This window comes from uncultured Methanobrevibacter sp. (genome assembly GCF_902801725.1).
Taxonomy (GTDB): Archaea; Methanobacteriota; Methanobacteria; order Methanobacteriales; family Methanobacteriaceae; genus Methanocatella.
Genome location: NZ_CADCJB010000032.1, coordinates 45933 through 62439 on the forward strand (window position 1 = coordinate 45933; position 16507 = coordinate 62439).

General features: G+C 34.8%; 18 protein-coding genes. 6 read left to right on the top strand and 12 right to left on the bottom strand.

The annotated features are described in order from the left end of the window. Nucleotides 1-143 precede the first annotated feature (143 nt). The gene (locus tag QZV68_RS07755; RefSeq protein ID WP_296880204.1) at nucleotides 144-1223 is read left to right on the top strand and encodes an acyltransferase family protein; all 1080 of its coding nucleotides are present in this window, start codon (nucleotides 144-146) and stop codon (nucleotides 1221-1223) included. Between the two features lie 53 nt (nucleotides 1224-1276). Here the strand turns inward: QZV68_RS07755 and QZV68_RS07760 are convergent, their stop codons facing one another. Further along, entirely contained in the window at nucleotides 1277-1714 is a 438-nt protein-coding gene (locus QZV68_RS07760) for a hypothetical protein (protein WP_296880206.1), read from the bottom strand. Nucleotides 1715-2060: 346 nt separating this feature from the next. On the opposite strand from QZV68_RS07760, the gene QZV68_RS07765 reads away from it, so the two are divergent. Together QZV68_RS07765 and QZV68_RS07770 are read left to right on the top strand one after the other, a co-directional pair. After that, a complete protein-coding gene (locus QZV68_RS07765; RefSeq protein WP_296880208.1) occupies nucleotides 2061-2639 on the top strand; it encodes an alanine:cation symporter family protein in 579 nt (192 codons plus the stop codon). Nucleotides 2640-2680: 41 nt separating this feature from the next. Then, nucleotides 2681-3475: an alanine:cation symporter family protein gene (locus tag QZV68_RS07770; RefSeq protein WP_296880238.1), complete on the top strand. Its 795-nt coding sequence runs from the start codon at nucleotides 2681-2683 to the stop codon at nucleotides 3473-3475. A gap of 9 nt (nucleotides 3476-3484) precedes the next feature. Here QZV68_RS07770 and QZV68_RS07775 read toward each other — a convergent pair whose 3' ends face one another. The 6 genes from QZV68_RS07775 to QZV68_RS07800 form a co-directional block, all read right to left on the bottom strand. After that, nucleotides 3485-3802, bottom strand: a complete 318-nt coding sequence (locus tag QZV68_RS07775; RefSeq protein WP_296880209.1) for a transcription factor S — start codon at nucleotides 3800-3802, stop codon at nucleotides 3485-3487. Between the two features lie 68 nt (nucleotides 3803-3870). Then, nucleotides 3871-4293, bottom strand: a complete 423-nt coding sequence (locus QZV68_RS07780) for a hypothetical protein (protein ID WP_296880212.1) — start codon at nucleotides 4291-4293, stop codon at nucleotides 3871-3873. A 111-nt stretch (nucleotides 4294-4404) separates the two neighbouring features. Next, entirely contained in the window at nucleotides 4405-4725 is a 321-nt protein-coding gene (locus tag QZV68_RS07785) for a DUF2149 domain-containing protein (RefSeq protein WP_296880214.1), read from the bottom strand. 4 nt (nucleotides 4726-4729) lie between these two features. Next, nucleotides 4730-5374, bottom strand: a complete 645-nt coding sequence (locus tag QZV68_RS07790; protein ID WP_296880217.1) for a MotA/TolQ/ExbB proton channel family protein — start codon at nucleotides 5372-5374, stop codon at nucleotides 4730-4732. Nucleotides 5375-5391: 17 nt separating this feature from the next. Continuing rightward, nucleotides 5392-6102, bottom strand: coding sequence for a DUF2162 domain-containing protein (locus QZV68_RS07795; protein WP_296880219.1), 711 nt, complete (start codon nucleotides 6100-6102; stop codon nucleotides 5392-5394). A 189-nt stretch (nucleotides 6103-6291) separates the two neighbouring features. Continuing rightward, entirely contained in the window at nucleotides 6292-8223 is a 1932-nt protein-coding gene (locus tag QZV68_RS07800; protein ID WP_296880221.1) for a hypothetical protein, read from the bottom strand. 218 nt (nucleotides 8224-8441) lie between these two features. Here QZV68_RS07800 and QZV68_RS07805 point away from each other — a divergent pair, with 218 nt between their 5' ends. Together QZV68_RS07805 and QZV68_RS07810 are read left to right on the top strand one after the other, a co-directional pair. Continuing rightward, nucleotides 8442-9743 (top strand): phenylacetate--CoA ligase family protein, encoded by a 1302-nt coding sequence (locus QZV68_RS07805; protein ID WP_296880222.1) that lies wholly within the window; start codon nucleotides 8442-8444, stop codon nucleotides 9741-9743. Nucleotides 9744-9751: 8 nt separating this feature from the next. After that, a complete protein-coding gene (locus tag QZV68_RS07810) occupies nucleotides 9752-10183 on the top strand; it encodes an acetolactate synthase (RefSeq protein WP_296880224.1) in 432 nt (143 codons plus the stop codon). A gap of 74 nt (nucleotides 10184-10257) precedes the next feature. Here QZV68_RS07810 and QZV68_RS07815 read toward each other — a convergent pair whose 3' ends face one another. From QZV68_RS07815 to QZV68_RS07830, 4 genes are all read right to left on the bottom strand, one after another. Next, nucleotides 10258-11241, bottom strand: a complete 984-nt coding sequence (locus QZV68_RS07815) for a beta-ribofuranosylaminobenzene 5'-phosphate synthase (RefSeq protein WP_296880226.1) — start codon at nucleotides 11239-11241, stop codon at nucleotides 10258-10260. A gap of 188 nt (nucleotides 11242-11429) precedes the next feature. After that, nucleotides 11430-12140, bottom strand: coding sequence for a potassium channel family protein (locus QZV68_RS07820; RefSeq protein WP_296880228.1), 711 nt, complete (start codon nucleotides 12138-12140; stop codon nucleotides 11430-11432). Nucleotides 12141-12168: 28 nt separating this feature from the next. Next, nucleotides 12169-12819 carry an adhesin gene (locus QZV68_RS07825; RefSeq protein ID WP_296880230.1) on the bottom strand — a complete coding sequence of 217 codons (651 nt, stop codon included), beginning with the start codon at nucleotides 12817-12819 and terminating at the stop codon, nucleotides 12169-12171. Between the two features lie 39 nt (nucleotides 12820-12858). Beyond that, on the bottom strand, nucleotides 12859-13359 hold the full coding sequence (locus QZV68_RS07830; RefSeq protein WP_296880232.1) for a ferritin: 501 nt from the start codon (nucleotides 13357-13359) through the stop codon (nucleotides 12859-12861). Between the two features lie 96 nt (nucleotides 13360-13455). On the opposite strand from QZV68_RS07830, the gene nudC reads away from it, so the two are divergent. Next, nucleotides 13456-14247: an NAD(+) diphosphatase gene (gene nudC / locus QZV68_RS07835; RefSeq protein ID WP_296880234.1), complete on the top strand. Its 792-nt coding sequence runs from the start codon at nucleotides 13456-13458 to the stop codon at nucleotides 14245-14247. A gap of 75 nt (nucleotides 14248-14322) precedes the next feature. Here nudC and QZV68_RS07840 read toward each other — a convergent pair. Continuing rightward, nucleotides 14323-16507 (bottom strand): hypothetical protein (locus QZV68_RS07840; RefSeq protein ID WP_296880236.1); only part of this gene is annotated, 2185 nt, incomplete at its 5' end.

Genomic DNA, 16507 nt, shown 5'->3' on the forward strand with positions numbered 1-16507 from the left:
TTCCTTTTGGCATACCCCATTGGATTATTGGAATTTAATTAAAAAAAAGAGACTGTAAATTTTATAAGACTATTTGATTTTTAAATAAACCATTTATTTGTTTAACAGGCAATAACTATTTATTGTTTAATGTAGGAACTATTATGGTAAAACTATTTGCTAATCAAAAAGTAAACACAGGAAGACAGATTGAATGGGATTTTTCCAAAGTCTTTGCAATTATACTCATGATAACTACACATTATTTTGCATTTTGCAGTTTCGGCAGTGTGGATTATGGAAAAATAACAGACATCGGATTCATATTGACCCAGTGTTCAGCACCAATATTTATGTTTGCAATGGGTATTGGAATGGCATATACACGTCATGATTCACCAAGAGAATTCATTGTTCGTGGAATCAAGCTGCTGATGTTGGGTCTGATTGTAAATACAATGTATTTTCTTTCAAATTATGCTGCAGGCGTACCTATAGAGTATTCATTATTATCATTCATAGCAAATGACATCCTGCAGTTTGCCGGATTAAGTTTTATACTGGTAGGAATCTTTAAATGGTATAATGTCAGAACAATCAAAATATTTATAGTAAGCATAGGATTTTCCCTGATTGCATCATATTCTCCAGACTTGACTTTCAGCAACATATACTTGAACCAGCTTTTAGGCCACTTCATTGGAACATATGATATGAATAATATCAGCTGTTTTCCTATCCTAAACTGGTTCATTATTCCCGTTTGCGGAATGCTTTTTGGAGAAAATTTAATAACATGCAATGACAAGGATGAGCTATACACCAGAATAATAAAACCTACCTCTACTTTGACTTTCATCATGCTGATTGTGGGGTTAATTACAATGAAGGGTATGTTTTCAGTTACCGGAGGAACCGTTCCTGAAAAACTGAATTATCTCCATGCATCCCTTCCCGACATAGTAATTCTAATCATAGTGTCATTATTCATCGGTTCCCTGTTCTATTTCATAGCTAAAAAATCATCACCTGCAGTTATAGATTTCATCAGGAGAACCAGCAACAACGTTACGGTAATATATATTATTCAGTGGGCACTGATTCTTTTCTTAACATACATCAATCAATTTTTACATGTTAAAACAAATTTGGGAATCGCAATTGCTGTTTTAGCATTGATTATTATCACATCAATAATATTAAGTGAAGGATATATGAAAGTTAAAAGGCATTTCCTGCATTAATTATGAAAAAAAAGAAAAAAGAAAAAAATAAAGAAGGTAAAAAAATCAATTACCTATCTTTTTTTGATAACAACAATAGCACCAATTATTGCAATTACAATTATTAAGATTAAAATAGGATTACCTGTGCTTAATAAATTGTGTCCTAAAGTTCCATTGGTAGCGTTGTGGTGGGTAGCGTTAGTAGCGTTAGTAGCGTTAGTAACATTACCTGTTTTATTAATGTTATTGTTACCAGATGTTATATTGGTTGTTGTATTTGTTCCATCCTCCTGGTAAGGAACACTACTATCACCAGTATCTTGGGCAGTAGGATCAGTTCCATCATCATGGTAAGGTACACCATCACCAGGAGATTCAGGATCAGCATATTCAGTGCCTTCTTCAGAAGAAGAAGTATCATCTGAAGTTTCTTCTGCAAAGGCTACTCCGGCAGAAGCCACAACAAAGAATATTGTTAACAATACTATCAATGTTTTTTTAAAATCCATCTTTATCACCTCAAATGAGAATAGTATGATTAATAAAAAAAATCACATTTCATACATTAGTTAATATTAATTCATTAATATATAAATTTTTTTGCAAAAAATTAAATATTTTCATGCAAAAAACTTCAAAATTATTCCACAATTATACAAATAACACCTAAAAAATCATTTTTCAGACAATCATCATATATTTCAATTTATTATCAATAAAATTAATAATATCAATTTCAAAAATTAAAATAGCAATAAAAAGTTCAAAAATACAACAGATAAACTTCAATGATTATCTATTAAAACATTCATAAAAATATCCGATAAAATAAAAAAAGTATGAAAAGGGCATTAAATGAACCTATTAACTTTATTAACACTAATCGATGATGTCATGTATTTTCCAATTCTGATTATCATCATGGCATCAGCAGGAATTTATTTTAGTTTACGGACAAGAGGAGTGCAAATCAGGTTGTTTTTTGAATCTATAAGACTCCTTTTTGAACATTCAGATGACAAAAACTCAGTATCTTCCTTGCAGGCGATGCTGGTTTCCACAGCTTCACGGGTGGGAACAGGAAACATCATAGGAGTATCTACAGCAATCTGTCTTGGAGGTCCGGAGGCCTGTTTTTGGATGTGGCTTATGTGCATTATCGGAGCATCTTCAGCATTCATTGAAAGCACATTGGCACAGGTATTTAAGAAAAAAGACAAAAAAGGTCGCTTCTACGGCGGACCTGCATATTATATTGAACAGGGTTTGAACAAACCAAAATTAGCCGCATTATTTTGTATTTTCTTAATATCCACATATGCTGTCGGATTCAATCTTCTGTGTTCATTTAACCTTCAGTCAACATTTATCGGCTATCCCTTCTACAATCCATCAATAACTCCCGCCATCATAGGCGCATTCTGGCCATTCTGACCGGATACTGTCTTCTTGGAGGCGGAAAAAGAATCATCAAGATTACCAGCACCATCGTACCACTGATGGGAGTTTCTTATGTGATAATAGCTTTGATAGTAATTCTCGTCAACTACAGCAACATACCTTCAATGTTTGTTTTGATTTTCCAGGATGCGTTTAACTTCAGACCTATTGTAGGAGCCATTGCCGGCTCATGTATAGTATTTGGAATCAAAAGAGGACTATTTTCAAATGAAGCAGGAGTAGGATCTGCACCAAATGCTTCAGCTTCTGCAAGCGTATCACATCCTACAAAGCAAGGTCTTGTACAGACCCTGTCAGTCTACATCGACACAATGCTATTGTGTACAGCAACCGCATTGATGTGTCTGTCCACAGGCGTTGCACGGGATGCCAGTGTTGCCGGTGCCCCTTATGTGCAAAATGCAATTCAGTCAGTGTTTGGAACTATAGGTCCTGTGTTCATAACTGTTGCAATGGTACTTTTCGCATTTACAACTTTAATCGGAAACCTTTATTATGTGGACACTGCACTAATCTTTTTAAATAAGAAAAAGAAACCGTCAAAAAGATTTTTACGCATTTTTTACATATTCAGTACAGCCATTATATTTATAGGAGCCATTATTCCAATGGATGCCGCATGGGCAATGGCAGATATTACCATGGGAGGCATGACCCTAATCAACCTGCCCGCTTGTATGCTTCTTGGAAAAATAGCCATCGACTGTATGAAAGATTACGAAAAGCAGAAAAAATTGGGGAAAAATCCTGTCTTCAAAGGAAAATCCATAGGACTCAATGAAGATGAATTCGACCACTGGAAATCCTGATTTTCAATTCTAATTGGAACTGCGCCAGGTGTTTCCGCAGTTGGCACAGCGAATAAAATTGGTTGGTGCCTCATCGGCTGACCTTGTCTGCACTGTCCACCAGTAGCCTTTTGTTCCACCACACTTATAGCAGGTTATTGTTGTTGTTGGAAGAGCAACATTGTTCTTGTCAGTGACTATGACTTTCATTTCAGGATTCTTTTCGCCTTCCATCATATATTGCTCTTCAATATCATCATCAGTTAAAGATTTTTCATAACCGCAGCTACATTTAACTTTTCCATTACTGGGCATTAACATTGCCCCACAATCAGGACAGAATTCCATACTAAAAAACACCATTTAAAATTCGTAACTATTAATATAATCAAAGTTATTTATAAAATAATCGGTTGCTACTTCTCTATCCGATACAGCAGATAGTTGAATACCAGCATCATTACTGCAAAAACCAACATATAAAATTGAGTGCCCAATATCAAATCGAACTGGAATCCACCTAAAGACAGTGGAATGAAGTCAAAGTAATCCAAGACGTGACTTCCAAATATCTTCGGAATCAGAATAATAAATACAATATCAAAAACTAAAGTATTGACTATAACAAAAACAAATCTTTCAAAATTGTTATGTATTTTTCCGGATTCTATAAGTATCTCAGTTCCAAAAACAACCAAAAAATAAAGTCCGAACAGATTTCCGATATAGGTTACCTCACCAAGCCCATATTCCAAAAGAAAATAGCATCCAACCAAAGTAATAATAAGTGCTGAGAGGAAATTTACCACAACTGCACGAATAAAATTAGCTTCAACCATCAAATCACCGAAAACCTATACTGAATTAAATATAATATTTATATTTTAAAACATATAAGATTTAAGAATTTGATTGGAAAAACAAAAAAAAGTTTGAATGTGAAAGGACTTTTATCCCTCCACCATTATCAGCTTACCCGTTGCAGGATCCTTGTAAACCTTACCCATTTCAGTATAGCCCTGACCGGAACTATTTGAACTGTCTGGAGTTTCATTCAATTGTTGGCCCTGGTCAACTTCTGTAGTCTTTTGCTGCATTTGCTCCTGAATACTGTTTTCAGGGTCAATCATTGCCTGCATGTTCCAGCTTATGATAACAAAAACCAAAAAGCCAACTGCGATAACAAGCATTGCATCTACAAGGTTAGATGTACCTGCCATCGGATCTTCTTCCACTCTTCTAGACCTTCTTCTACCTTGTTTTCTTACCATAAAATCACTTATTCATATAATCAAGAACTGCATCAATCAATGCATCCAAATCAGACAGGTATCTGTCATACCATCCTGATCTTATCTTACCTATCACATAACATAATGCGCCTGAACCGATTCCCACGATAGTTGTGTTGAAAGCAACTGTCAGAGAACTTGCAAGAGTATTGATATCTCCGGCACCCAAAGCCGCAAGTCCCGGACCCATTGGAATCAAAGTACCCATCAATCCTAAAGTCGGTCCGATACGAGTAATAATATCAGTTTTCTGCAATGTATTCATTGTCTTTTCTTCTTCAAATTCAAATAACTTACGTGCCAAGGCCTCTCTTGAAGAATCCCCCAATTTTTCGGAAGATGCAATTTCAGTCAAAACTTTTTTCTGGGATTTAGGTATTTGAGCAGAAGAAATTACATTTTTCAACTCTTCAATGGAGCCTGCCTCATTGATATCGTAAATCAAATCTCTGATAGTTCCAACAGGGACTTTTCTTCTTGAATTGTACTCAGCAATCATTCCACCCAAAGTAATAATGGTTATAATTACAATTACAAGCAAAATGACCAATACCGGAATAGTTAAACTTTGTGAGATTACATCAAGAGAACCTGTTAAAAACTCTCCGCCAGGAATATTTGAAACCATACTTATTTCACCTAAACTTATTCTAGAATATTTCTACTTCTTTTAGTTAAAACCATACCCCCAATCAGCAGGATTGCAAATGCCAGTATTACCATGAGAATATCCTGAGGAGAACCTATGGTAATCGGACTTAAAGTCTTTGTCATTGCTCCTGCAATATTGGGAATCACAATTGCTGAAAGCAGGAAATATGCGCCAAGCAACAGCATAAAGTTTCCCAAAACGACAGGATATGGTTTGCGTATAAATTTGATAATTGTATTTGACGCCAGGTAAGTTACAACCATTACCGCAACCAAAGCTGCTGCAGCATACCAGCTCAGATTCAGAGAACTTACACCGATAGTTGGCGCAACAACCAAAACGCTTGCGATGATTGAACCGAAACAACATGGACATGGAGCTATGATGGCAATTGATGTTGCAGTGGAAGTGTTTCTGTCATGGACTTTCCATTCCCTTATTGTAAACAGTCCTGCAATAATCATGATGGAAGCCATAATAATGTAAAAAATGGTATTGTATCCGTAAATCGCCTGAATCAACTGATCAGCAAACATTGAAGCTATAGCAGAAATTAAAACTACACCCCCACCATAAGCAATGCAAATTATTGCAAACAACTTCTTTGACAGATCGGCCAATCCTGACGCCAATCCAATCTTTATACCGAAAACAACGACGGATGCAAAAATACCCACTTGCCACAATACACTCATCATATCCATATTACTTTCTCCACAATCAAACAAATTTTAATAATTTACAATTAATTATTACTATTATAAAGTATATAAATTTTTAAATAATACGATATGAACTTATTAACTTATCAATAATACATTTGCTATTCAAGTATAAATAATTTTAAAAAAAAAATAAAAAAAATATTTCACTTTCGTGAAATATCTACTAAATTAACGTTTAGAATAACTAACGCCAAATATAGAACAAACCATAAACATTGATACCAGCGTATATGCGATATTATATGGATTGACCCTAGCTTTTGGTAATTTTGATTCAGGCAAAGAAACATTATTACTGTTATTTCTATCAGATGCTTTTGTAGCATTTGACAGCTTAGTATTATTTGTATTGTTTTTATCTTTAATTACCAATTCAAAAGGACATAAATCCAGATAACCTCTTGAAGGAAAATCATCAGGTTCAGAGCCTTTAGCATACAAACCTAAGAGGTAAGCTAAATTATCACCCTGTTCTTTAGATTTACTATCGACAATCAATTTTTTTGCACCAATATCATATTTAAGGCTATAAGAGATAAACTCCATCTCATCAGCGCTATTTACCCATATAAAATAGAATATTAAATCCTTCCATATTGAAGTATCAATAAGGTACATATTTTTAATTATTTTAGTCCCGAAAACTTCAATAATGCCATCAATAGCCCTTATGGTATTGACTCCATTAATTTTAGCGAAGCCTGCGGAAGTTAAAATATAAAAATTTTCATAATCTTTTTTAACATTAATTCCCCTGGATTTAAAGTAAGCAATAGCTTTTTTACTAGCATCTACACCAATCTGTTTGATATCAGCAGATGTCAGCTTATATGAACTTTTAATCCGTGTTTTATATGGATTTAACTTATTTTCTATTTTCAACATCTCATTAGAATTTGACTTATTATAACCCAATTCGGTAATCATTCCATTTTCAGAAGTATTATTCTCCATATCAAATCTACTTAAAGATTCATTTTTAGATGAATCAACACCAATGTACGAGATTTTATCTGATACATTATCCCAATACCAAATAACAGCATTATCATTAGTATCTCTTGGAACACCCAACAAATTCTCTTTGGAATTTTTAAAAGATAATCCAAGCTCATTATTACATCCCAATAATGTCTGAATCATATTTTGCTCAAATAACTGTTCAGATGCAAAATATCCCTGATATTCACCAGAAAGGATACCTTTCAAATCACCATTAGTCCAGGAATCTAAAAGACCTATCAATTCGTCTTCACCCAACAATAAAGATAGATCATTCCAAAGACCAGCAGGATTCACCGAACTTTCATCACCAGAACATATTGAAGTAATAGCTCCATTTTTATAGAATGCCATTGTGAGAGATTCGCATTTTCTAATAAAGAATGCGATATCGATTAAATCCGATTTCAATGAAGATAATGTAATAAGATTACCATTTTCAGCTACATACCCATTAGAAGCATCGATTATTCCATTTAAAACATTTCTGATGGCAACATTATTAATTTTAACAGAATCAACAGCGACAATCACAAGAATGTCATCTGCAGATTCGAAGTCCAATAATTTACCCGCAGAAGTTGTTACATCATAACCAAGTATATAATTTACATCTTCAAAACCGTCATCAATTTCCCCCGACATGATTAAATCACTGCTTAGAGAAATCAAATCCGTATTTTTAACATCATACTCCGATTCACCATATGACGAATAGCTTTCGGACTCCCCATATGATAAAACATCATCATTTTCATCAATTGAAACAGCTTCTTCATCCAACAACCCCTCATCAGATGAAATGTCCTCAATCCATGGCTCATCACCATCGGATGAAACATCTTCAACCAATGACTTGTCGCCATCGGAGGAAATATCTTCAGCCGACACCTTGTCGTCGCTCGAAGATATTGAAGCAGAAACCTCAACATCATCTACTGAATCTACAGCAGTTTCAACAACTTCAACCCGAGTATCTTCTTGATTTATCGATTGAGTATCAACATCAGATGCAGTTATATCACTTGCCGAAACAACTCCAAGCAAACTTAGCGTTAAAATCAACAAAGTAACCATAACAACACCATGTTTTATCATGAGTTACTCCTAATTTTCTGTATAACTAAATTGCGCAATTATACATACATCAAATTAGTAACACCCATACAATTATTGAAATAATAACTTACAAGCATTACCAGTTTAATATATTTATTTTCTTTTAAAAAAAACTTACTATATTTATAAGAGACTAGAAAGAATTTTAAAGATAAAAAGATTAATATTTTAGTATATTAAATTTAATGAGGCAAAAAATGTTTTGGAATGAAAAAATAGAGACAATGCCAAGAGAAGATCTTGAAGAATTGCAATTAAAAAAGCTTCAAGAAACTGTAAAAAGAGCATTTAATAAAATCCCTTACTATAATCAAAAATATAGTGAAGCAGAAGTTTTTCCGGAAGATATTGAAACTTTAAAGGACATTGAAAAACTACCATTCATAACAAAAGATGACTTGAGAGAAAGCTATCCTTTCGGATTATTTGCTGTTGATATAAAAGACATCAAGGAAATTCATTCTTCTTCAGGAACTACCGGAAAACCAGTAGTATCCGGATATACTGAAAAAGACCTTGACACATGGGCTGAAACAATAGCGCGTGGTCTTACCATGATGGGAATTGGTGAAGAGGACATATTGCAGAATACACACGGTTACGGAATGTTTACCGGAGGATTTGGAGTTCACTATGGATGCCATAAGGTCGGAGCCACAATCATTCCAATTTCCACTGGCCAAACACGCAGACAAATCGAAATCATGAGCGATTTCGGAACAACAGGATTGATTTTTACACCATCATACGGAATACACCTTGGAGAAGTTGCACTTGAAGACGGAATCGATCCTAAGGATTTGAGAATAAAAGCCATAGGATTTGGAGCTGAAGGATGGACTGAAGAGATAAGGCACAGAGTAGAGGAAATATTCGGAACAAAGGCATATAACATCTACGGACTGACAGAACTTATGGGTCCTGGTGTCGGAATAGAATGTGAAGCTCAAAATGGTCTGCACATTGCAGAAGACATTTATTATCCTGAAATCATTGACCCGAATACAGAGAAAGTCATAGGAGCCGAAAAGTCAGGAGAGCTAGTATTGACAAACCTTGAAAGGGAAGGAATGCCTGTCATAAGATTCAGAACAAAAGACCTGACCAGAATTACCTATGAAAAATGTGACTGCGGAAGAACACATGCAAGAATAAGTAGAATAACCGGCAGATCAGACGACATGATTAAAGTGAAAGGAGTAGCTATTTTCCCATCACAAATCGAAAAAGCATTGCTTAAAGTAGGTGATGTAGAGCCTCATTATATGATTATAGTTACTAGACCAGGAACCCTTGATGAAATCGAAGTTAAAGTTGAAGCGTCACAGGACATTTTCTTTGATGGTGTAAAGGAAATGATGAACATTCAGGAAAAAATCGGAAAATCTATCGAAAATGAAACAGGCATTAGAGTGAAAGTAACCCTCGTGGAACCAAAAACACTACCTAGATTTGAAGGAAAAGCAAAAAGAGTAATAGATAAAAGGAATTTACATTAGGTGATACAATGAAAATCAAACAATTATCAATATTTTTACAGAACAGAATGGGAAGCCTTTCAAAGCCACTGGAAGTTTTAAGCGAAGCTGATGTAAATATAAAGGCAATGTGTATGGCAGACACTTCCGAATTCGGCATCCTAAGACTTGTTGTCGACAACCCTGAAAAAGGAAAAGAAGCACTTGAGGAAAACAATTTTCTAGTCAAGCTTACCGAAATCATTGGCGTGGAAATGAATGACACCCCAGGCGGCCTCACATCAGTTTTGAAAGTCATTAAAGACCATGAAATTGATTTGGAATACCTTTATGCATTCACTCACGAAAAAGTGGGTAAAGCTATCCTATTGCTCCATGCAGACAAACTTGATAATCTGGTTGAAGCACTTCAGGACAATGACATGGTCATTGTTCCTGCCGATGAAGTCTACAATCTCTAAAACTTCATCTTCCTCTTTTTTTAGCAATTTAAAAATAGAAACATTCCCATTAAAAAAAAAGAATATGGGAAATATTATTTTTCAATAACATATCCGTGGTTTTGAGCTTTAGTTACAAAAACAACTCCTTTCTCACCCAAAAGCTCTTTGGTTTTTTCTACAATTTCTTCATTGGATTCATCAAATACTGTGTATAACACAGGCCCGAATGATGAAATACCCACACCATATGCTCCAAGCTCTTCAATAGCTTCCATTGTAGGCAGGTAACTTGCATCAAGAGAATGTTCAAGCTTATTGAAACCAACTTTTTGAAGCTCACTTATGGCCCATCCGAAATTTTTGATATCCCTTTCGAGCATAAACGGAATAAGATTCATTAAAATTAAGTGTGATACCTGTTCGACTTCCTCTTTCGGAATAGGACAGTAAGTCTGGAAGACATCAACTTCATCGTCACCCTCCATATGCTTTTCGATGTGAGGAATTGCTATTAAAATATTCCATTCTTCAGGGAAATCATATCTTGCAATCAATGTTGCAGGTTTTGCTTTGGATGCTCCGGAAGGTAGAAACAGTGGTTTTTCCTCTTTGCTGTGACCTCCGTCAACTATGAATCCACCCAAATCATGAGTATAAGTTCCAATACCTGAAGTTCCTCCTCTTCCAACAATGCTGCTTAGCTCACGGCTTTCCACTTCAATACCCATAGTTTCTGTAATCAGGTGAGCTGTTGAAATTGCAATTTGTGTACCGCTTCCAAATCCTGAATGTGGAGGATAGGTTTGATGTACAATGAATTTGAAACCTGAATCAATATCAAAATAATCTATTGTCCTTTGAGCAGCATCAGGAATCTTTTCCTTACATTCCAAAATTGCTTCCTCGTCATCCACGGAATCCAAAAATTCAAGTTCAATTCCACTTTCTATCTGCTCAACTTCCAATACAAATTGTGGATCAGCTAATGCTAGACCAATTCCACCATCGACTCTTCTATATGACCCATTCAAATCAATGAGGGACATATGTATTCTTGAAGGTGCTTTAATAATCATTTTTTCACTTCCTAAAAATAATACTAATTAATCTATGTAATTGGAATATATATAACTCTTTTCATGATTAATCAAAAAGAATGTGAAATACATCACAGAACTTAAGGTTCGCTTTAAAAAAGATTAGATGAATAGACGCTGGATTGAAATATATTTCTAAAACAAAGAGTGATTAATTAAACAATAATTCATTCCTTTTCCAAATCGTCAATTTTTTTGTTTAGCTTTTCAATTTCACATGTCAAGTCCTCAATTTTGGAATTCAAATCATCATGATTTCTGCTGCTGATTTTGGAAACATACAGTGATGAGATAACAGCGGTAAATGTAGCGAAAATCAAAATACCGCCAATCATTGCAAATACTCCAATGACTTGTCCTGAAAGTGTGGATGGAACGATATCTCCATAGCCTGTGCTTGTAATGGTAACAATAATATACCAAAAAGCAGTACGTGGGTTACTGAGATTAGGATCGGCAAATTGGATTGACAATGCCAAAATGAAAGTGAAAATGATTAACACTAAAATTATCTTATCCAAATAAGTATTCTTCAAAAAGTTGGAAAGGTTTTTTTCATGGTCCCTTGCGAGAACTAACAGCTTAATCAGCTGAAGAAGTTTCACCAATCTTAACGCTCTCAGGAATACAAAATTAATAGGTAACATTCCCAGAATACTTAAGGAATTTTCTTTCAGGTATTGTCTTTTATTGTCCGATTTAGAATAGCTGTAGAAAAATTCAATCCACAATATTACACATAATAACATGTCAAAAGAATGAATCTGGTTTTTGAATGTTAATGATGTCGGATAAAACGATACATAAAATAACAATATAATATCCGCTATTGTTGCAAAAATTAATATCAGGTAAATTGATTGCTTAGTCTTTTCCATTGTTTATTATATTTAAAACAACAAATATTTAAAATTTTAAATTGTCAACCGCATCAATCAGTTTTTCAGCCAAATTGCAGGTAATTGAAAAAGGCTCATATGAATAGCATTCATAAACCAAAGTGGGAATTCCTGCATCAGCCGTTGGTTCAGTAATGAATGGTGGGGATGACCTGAATTCAGGTGCATAGTATACTATTTCATCGATATCCTCAATGAGTTCATCCATAAATTTCGAAGACCTATCGTCAAATCCAGGTGCAAAAATAAAATTGGTTATTTTATAATCTCCAGGACCATGAGATCCACGATTTGAATGAATATCCAAAAACAAGTCATAATCGTTGCCGATTATCTCATCACAAACAAATTCCCTTGCAAGACGTTGACCTTCATTTCTTCCTTCAGATTCACTGTCCTTATCCAAAACATTGATATTATAAAGGAAATAACAGTAATTCAAATCATTTTTCTCGACCAGCATATTGAACAGTGCCCTGTGGGATTTGCTTTCAAGAGGATGCATTCCAATCAGATAGGCAATCCTTATTTCCGATTCGGCATTTCCAAAAGGACCGTGAATGTAAACGCTTCCCAAATCATTTTCACCTATCAATCGAGATTCATAATCTGTTGAATCTATTTGAGCTTCGCTGGTTGGACCTTCCGGATACTTCATATAAACACCTAAAAAAAATAAGTTTAGACTAGATTGAATCTAGTCTTCAGATGGTGAACGTCCACCTAATTCTTTGTTTAATTCATAAATTAATCTGTTATCGCCGTCAGCCAATTTGGCTTTAGCTACTAATTCCATTGCATTTTCTTCTTCTTCAACTTGTTCTTCAACAAACCATTGCAAGAAGTTGTTGGTTGCGTGGTCTTTTTCTTCAATAGCCAAATTAACCAAGTCATCGATTAGACCGGATACTTTTTTCTCATGTTCTAAAACATGTTCAAATGCTGCAAGTGGTCCGTCCCATTCGGTTTGTGGTCCTTCAATTGCAGTTAAAGTTACGGAAGCTCCTCTTCTGATAATGTAATCATAGAATTTCATTCCATGTTCCAATTCTTCTTCTGCTTGTACTCTCATCCAGTTAGCAAAACCTGCTAAGTCTTCATCTTCAAAGTAAGCTGCCATGGATAAGTATAAATATCCAGAGTAAACTTCAGCGTTCAATTGAGCGTTTAATGCTTTTTCCATTTTTTCAGATACCATTTAATATCACCAATTATAATGTTAGTATCTGATTTCATATATATTTTAAGTCAATATTCAATAACTTAATTAAAAATATTGAATAAAGAGTTAGATATGATAGAAAAATCCATTTATGAAAATTATCATATTGATTTCAGCGATTCATATGAAAGCGATGATGCATATTACTTTATTTTTAATAATGAAAGAGAAATGTATTTAAACAAAGACAAATCATTACCGAAAATCATTGACAATTTTAATATTGATTTTAAGCTTTACATTGGCAAATATATGGACAAAGATACTTTTGTTGTTAATGTAGATGGTAATGGAGACTTTTTTAATTTAAAAGAAGTTTATGACATTGACAAGGACATATACCTTATGGCAACCCGAGCAGTTTTGGTGCGCGACTGGTATATGTCTCATCAGTTTTGCGGAAAATGCGGAACACACACCCAATTAGATGAAAAGGACATGATGTTAAAATGCCCTAAATGTGGACAGGTACACTATTCAAGAATCGCTCCTGCAATTATTGTGGCAGTTAGAAAGGGTGACAAATTGCTCATGGCCAAACACAGCTACCATGAAAATATCCGATATGCACTGATAGCCGGCTTTGTGGAAGCTGGCGAAAGCATAGAGGATGCAGTCCACAGAGAAGTGGCTGAAGAAATAGGAATTAAAATTAAAAACCTCAAATATCAGAAAAGCCAATCCTGGCCATTTCCAAACTCATTGATGCTTGCATTTACTGCGGAATATGATTCCGGTGAGATAAAAGTAGACGGCGATGAAATTTTAAAAGCAAAATGGTTTAAAAAAGACGAAATAGTCAGATACGACTCAGACATCAGCATTTCAGACTGGCTAGTACAGGACTTCATAAATCATTTCTGAAATCAGACTGTCAAGCCCATCACAAATGCAATGCCAATATTTTAAAAAAAAAATAAGATGTAGATGAGTTATCATCTACCTATAAACTTTTGCAGTTCTTTTAACAATATCCTTACCATAAGCGGCCTGATAGTTTACTTTTTTGCCAACTTTAAGTTTATTCAATACTGCTTTTTTAACGGTAACTTTAGCAATACCCCTTTTATTTGTTTTTGCTTTCAATACTTTGCCGTTGAACTTGAAAGTTATCCATTTACCGACAACATATCTTTTGTTGACTTTTTTAAGGGTGGCTGTGAGAACCAGACTTCTGGCAGACTTCTTAACTTTGACTGCCTTAAGAATCACAATATGGGCCACTGTCAATTTCTTGGTAATGCTTATTCCCAAAGCCTTGGAAGTGATTTTATAAGAACCAGGGTTCTTTTTAATCACAACACTTGCAATACCATTTTTAGCTGTTTTAACATTAGCATAGGTTTTACCGCCTATAACGAATGTGACCTTAACACCTGCTACAAGCTTACCTTTATTATAGACCTTAACGGAATATTTAGCATTGGAAGAGTATAAAACCACACGATTACCACCGACAATCTTTCTGTTGATTGTTAAAGTCAATTTGTGTGTGAAATTATCGTATTTGTCGTCTCCGGAATATTCCCATGTGATAACATATTGACCGTTTTTAAAGCTGGACAGATCCAAACTGCTGATACCCTTGACAATATCCACAACACCATAATACATGTCATTGACGAATACTTCAAGTGTACCTACTGCATCTTCAGGCAATTCAATGGCAACAACAGCACTATCCTTCGGATCCACTTTATCCTTGACAGTAATGTTCATCGGTTGGATGTAGAGGTCATATTCATATGGAGTATGACTGTCCACATTATTAAAGACATTTTCATCAAAACTGTCTCCACTGTAACTGAATGTTACTGTATGATTTCTTGCGGCAAATTTTTCAGTATCAATAGTGAAAGTAACTTTATCGTCAGCTATTTCCTTCATATCTTCCGCCTTACCATCAATATTCAGGAATACCTTACCGGTTGCCCCAACCAAATCAATAGTTATTTCAACTTTTCCCCCAATAACAACATTCTGTGTGATATTTACATCAGGTCTGACTGCGAATGTGGCATTTTTCGAATTATCATAGTAATTGGAATCGCCGGCATAGTCAATGATTATGTCATATATTCCAAGTCCTAAATTAGAGTATGTTTCCCCAGCTTTTCCCTGATTCAAATCATATGTGTCTGTTTTGATTATATTTCCGGCATTCTTTAATGTCAATGTGATTTTGCCGGTAGCATCACCTGGAAGAACAACATTAACTGATTCATTTTCACCAAATACAATGTCAGCATAGGTTATATCAATGTCCGGAACTGTAACTAAACGGTTCCCATTGTAAACCTCATTTTCATTTCTTATATCCTTCAATGGAATGCTGTAAATGATGTCATCTCTGTTTTCATTTGTTGCTAGCATGAATCTGTTGGATTTGATTTTAAAGTCTGCTTCATTTGTCCAGATGGAATCTCCTTTATTTGCATGGTTTGCCTTGAATGTGGAGTTTTCAACCAATCCTCCGCATACGGAATATATTGCGCCTCCATCTTCATAGGCATAATTGTCATTGAATTCAGAATTTCTTATGATTGCATTGTCATTATCGATGAATATTGCTCCACCGTAATCAGATTTACATTCTTCAAAGTTACATCCATTGACTGCAACATCCTTTTGTGAAATGACTATTGCAGCTCCATTGTTATCTGCAATGCATCTTATGAAATCACAGCCTTCAATGTTTGTGTTCACTGAATTTATGTATATTGCACCGGCGTAATTATTGGCATGACAATCTATGAAAGTGGAATTTGAGATAACCGAATTTGCATTCCCTTCAATAGAAATTACTCCACCCTCATTTGCTCTTGAATTTACAAATCTGCAGTTTGAAATCCTATTTGATTTAGTTGCATTCACTCCAATTTGAAAGGCAATAGATCCTCCAAAATAAGCAGAACAGTCTGTAAAATTACAGGTTAAAACTTCACAATTTTCCCCTCCGATCATGATTGCACCACCCCTATCATTGACAGTACAGTTTGAAAAGCTGCAGTCTGATGCAGAACAGTCAGTTCCCATATCTAAAGCACCTGCACCATTGGCACGGCAATCTATAAAATCACATTTAAACAAATTAGTATCTTTATCACAGATAACAGCACCTGCA

What these genes read in the sequence shown, in the direction of transcription:
- QZV68_RS07755 (WP_296880204.1), top strand. Translation starts at nt 144, where the DNA reads ATGGTAAAACTATTTGCTAATCAAAAAGTAAACACAGGAAGACAGATT.
- QZV68_RS07760 (WP_296880206.1), bottom strand. Translation starts at nt 1,714, where the DNA reads ATGGATTTTAAAAAAACATTGATAGTATTGTTAACAATATTCTTTGTT.
- QZV68_RS07765 (WP_296880208.1), top strand. Translation starts at nt 2,061, where the DNA reads ATGAACCTATTAACTTTATTAACACTAATCGATGATGTCATGTATTTT.
- QZV68_RS07775 (WP_296880209.1), bottom strand. Translation starts at nt 3,802, where the DNA reads ATGGAATTCTGTCCTGATTGTGGGGCAATGTTAATGCCCAGTAATGGA.
- QZV68_RS07780 (WP_296880212.1), bottom strand. Translation starts at nt 4,293, where the DNA reads ATGGTTGAAGCTAATTTTATTCGTGCAGTTGTGGTAAATTTCCTCTCA.
- QZV68_RS07785 (WP_296880214.1), bottom strand. Translation starts at nt 4,725, where the DNA reads ATGGTAAGAAAACAAGGTAGAAGAAGGTCTAGAAGAGTGGAAGAAGAT.
- QZV68_RS07790 (WP_296880217.1), bottom strand. Translation starts at nt 5,374, where the DNA reads ATGGTTTCAAATATTCCTGGCGGAGAGTTTTTAACAGGTTCTCTTGAT.
- QZV68_RS07795 (WP_296880219.1), bottom strand. Translation starts at nt 6,102, where the DNA reads ATGGATATGATGAGTGTATTGTGGCAAGTGGGTATTTTTGCATCCGTC.
- QZV68_RS07800 (WP_296880221.1), bottom strand. Translation starts at nt 8,223, where the DNA reads ATGATAAAACATGGTGTTGTTATGGTTACTTTGTTGATTTTAACGCTA.
- QZV68_RS07805 (WP_296880222.1), top strand. Translation starts at nt 8,442, where the DNA reads ATGTTTTGGAATGAAAAAATAGAGACAATGCCAAGAGAAGATCTTGAA.
- QZV68_RS07810 (WP_296880224.1), top strand. Translation starts at nt 9,752, where the DNA reads ATGAAAATCAAACAATTATCAATATTTTTACAGAACAGAATGGGAAGC.
- QZV68_RS07815 (WP_296880226.1), bottom strand. Translation starts at nt 11,241, where the DNA reads ATGATTATTAAAGCACCTTCAAGAATACATATGTCCCTCATTGATTTG.
- QZV68_RS07820 (WP_296880228.1), bottom strand. Translation starts at nt 12,140, where the DNA reads ATGGAAAAGACTAAGCAATCAATTTACCTGATATTAATTTTTGCAACA.
- QZV68_RS07825 (WP_296880230.1), bottom strand. Translation starts at nt 12,819, where the DNA reads ATGAAGTATCCGGAAGGTCCAACCAGCGAAGCTCAAATAGATTCAACA.
- QZV68_RS07830 (WP_296880232.1), bottom strand. Translation starts at nt 13,359, where the DNA reads ATGGTATCTGAAAAAATGGAAAAAGCATTAAACGCTCAATTGAACGCT.
- nudC (WP_296880234.1), top strand. Translation starts at nt 13,456, where the DNA reads ATGATAGAAAAATCCATTTATGAAAATTATCATATTGATTTCAGCGAT.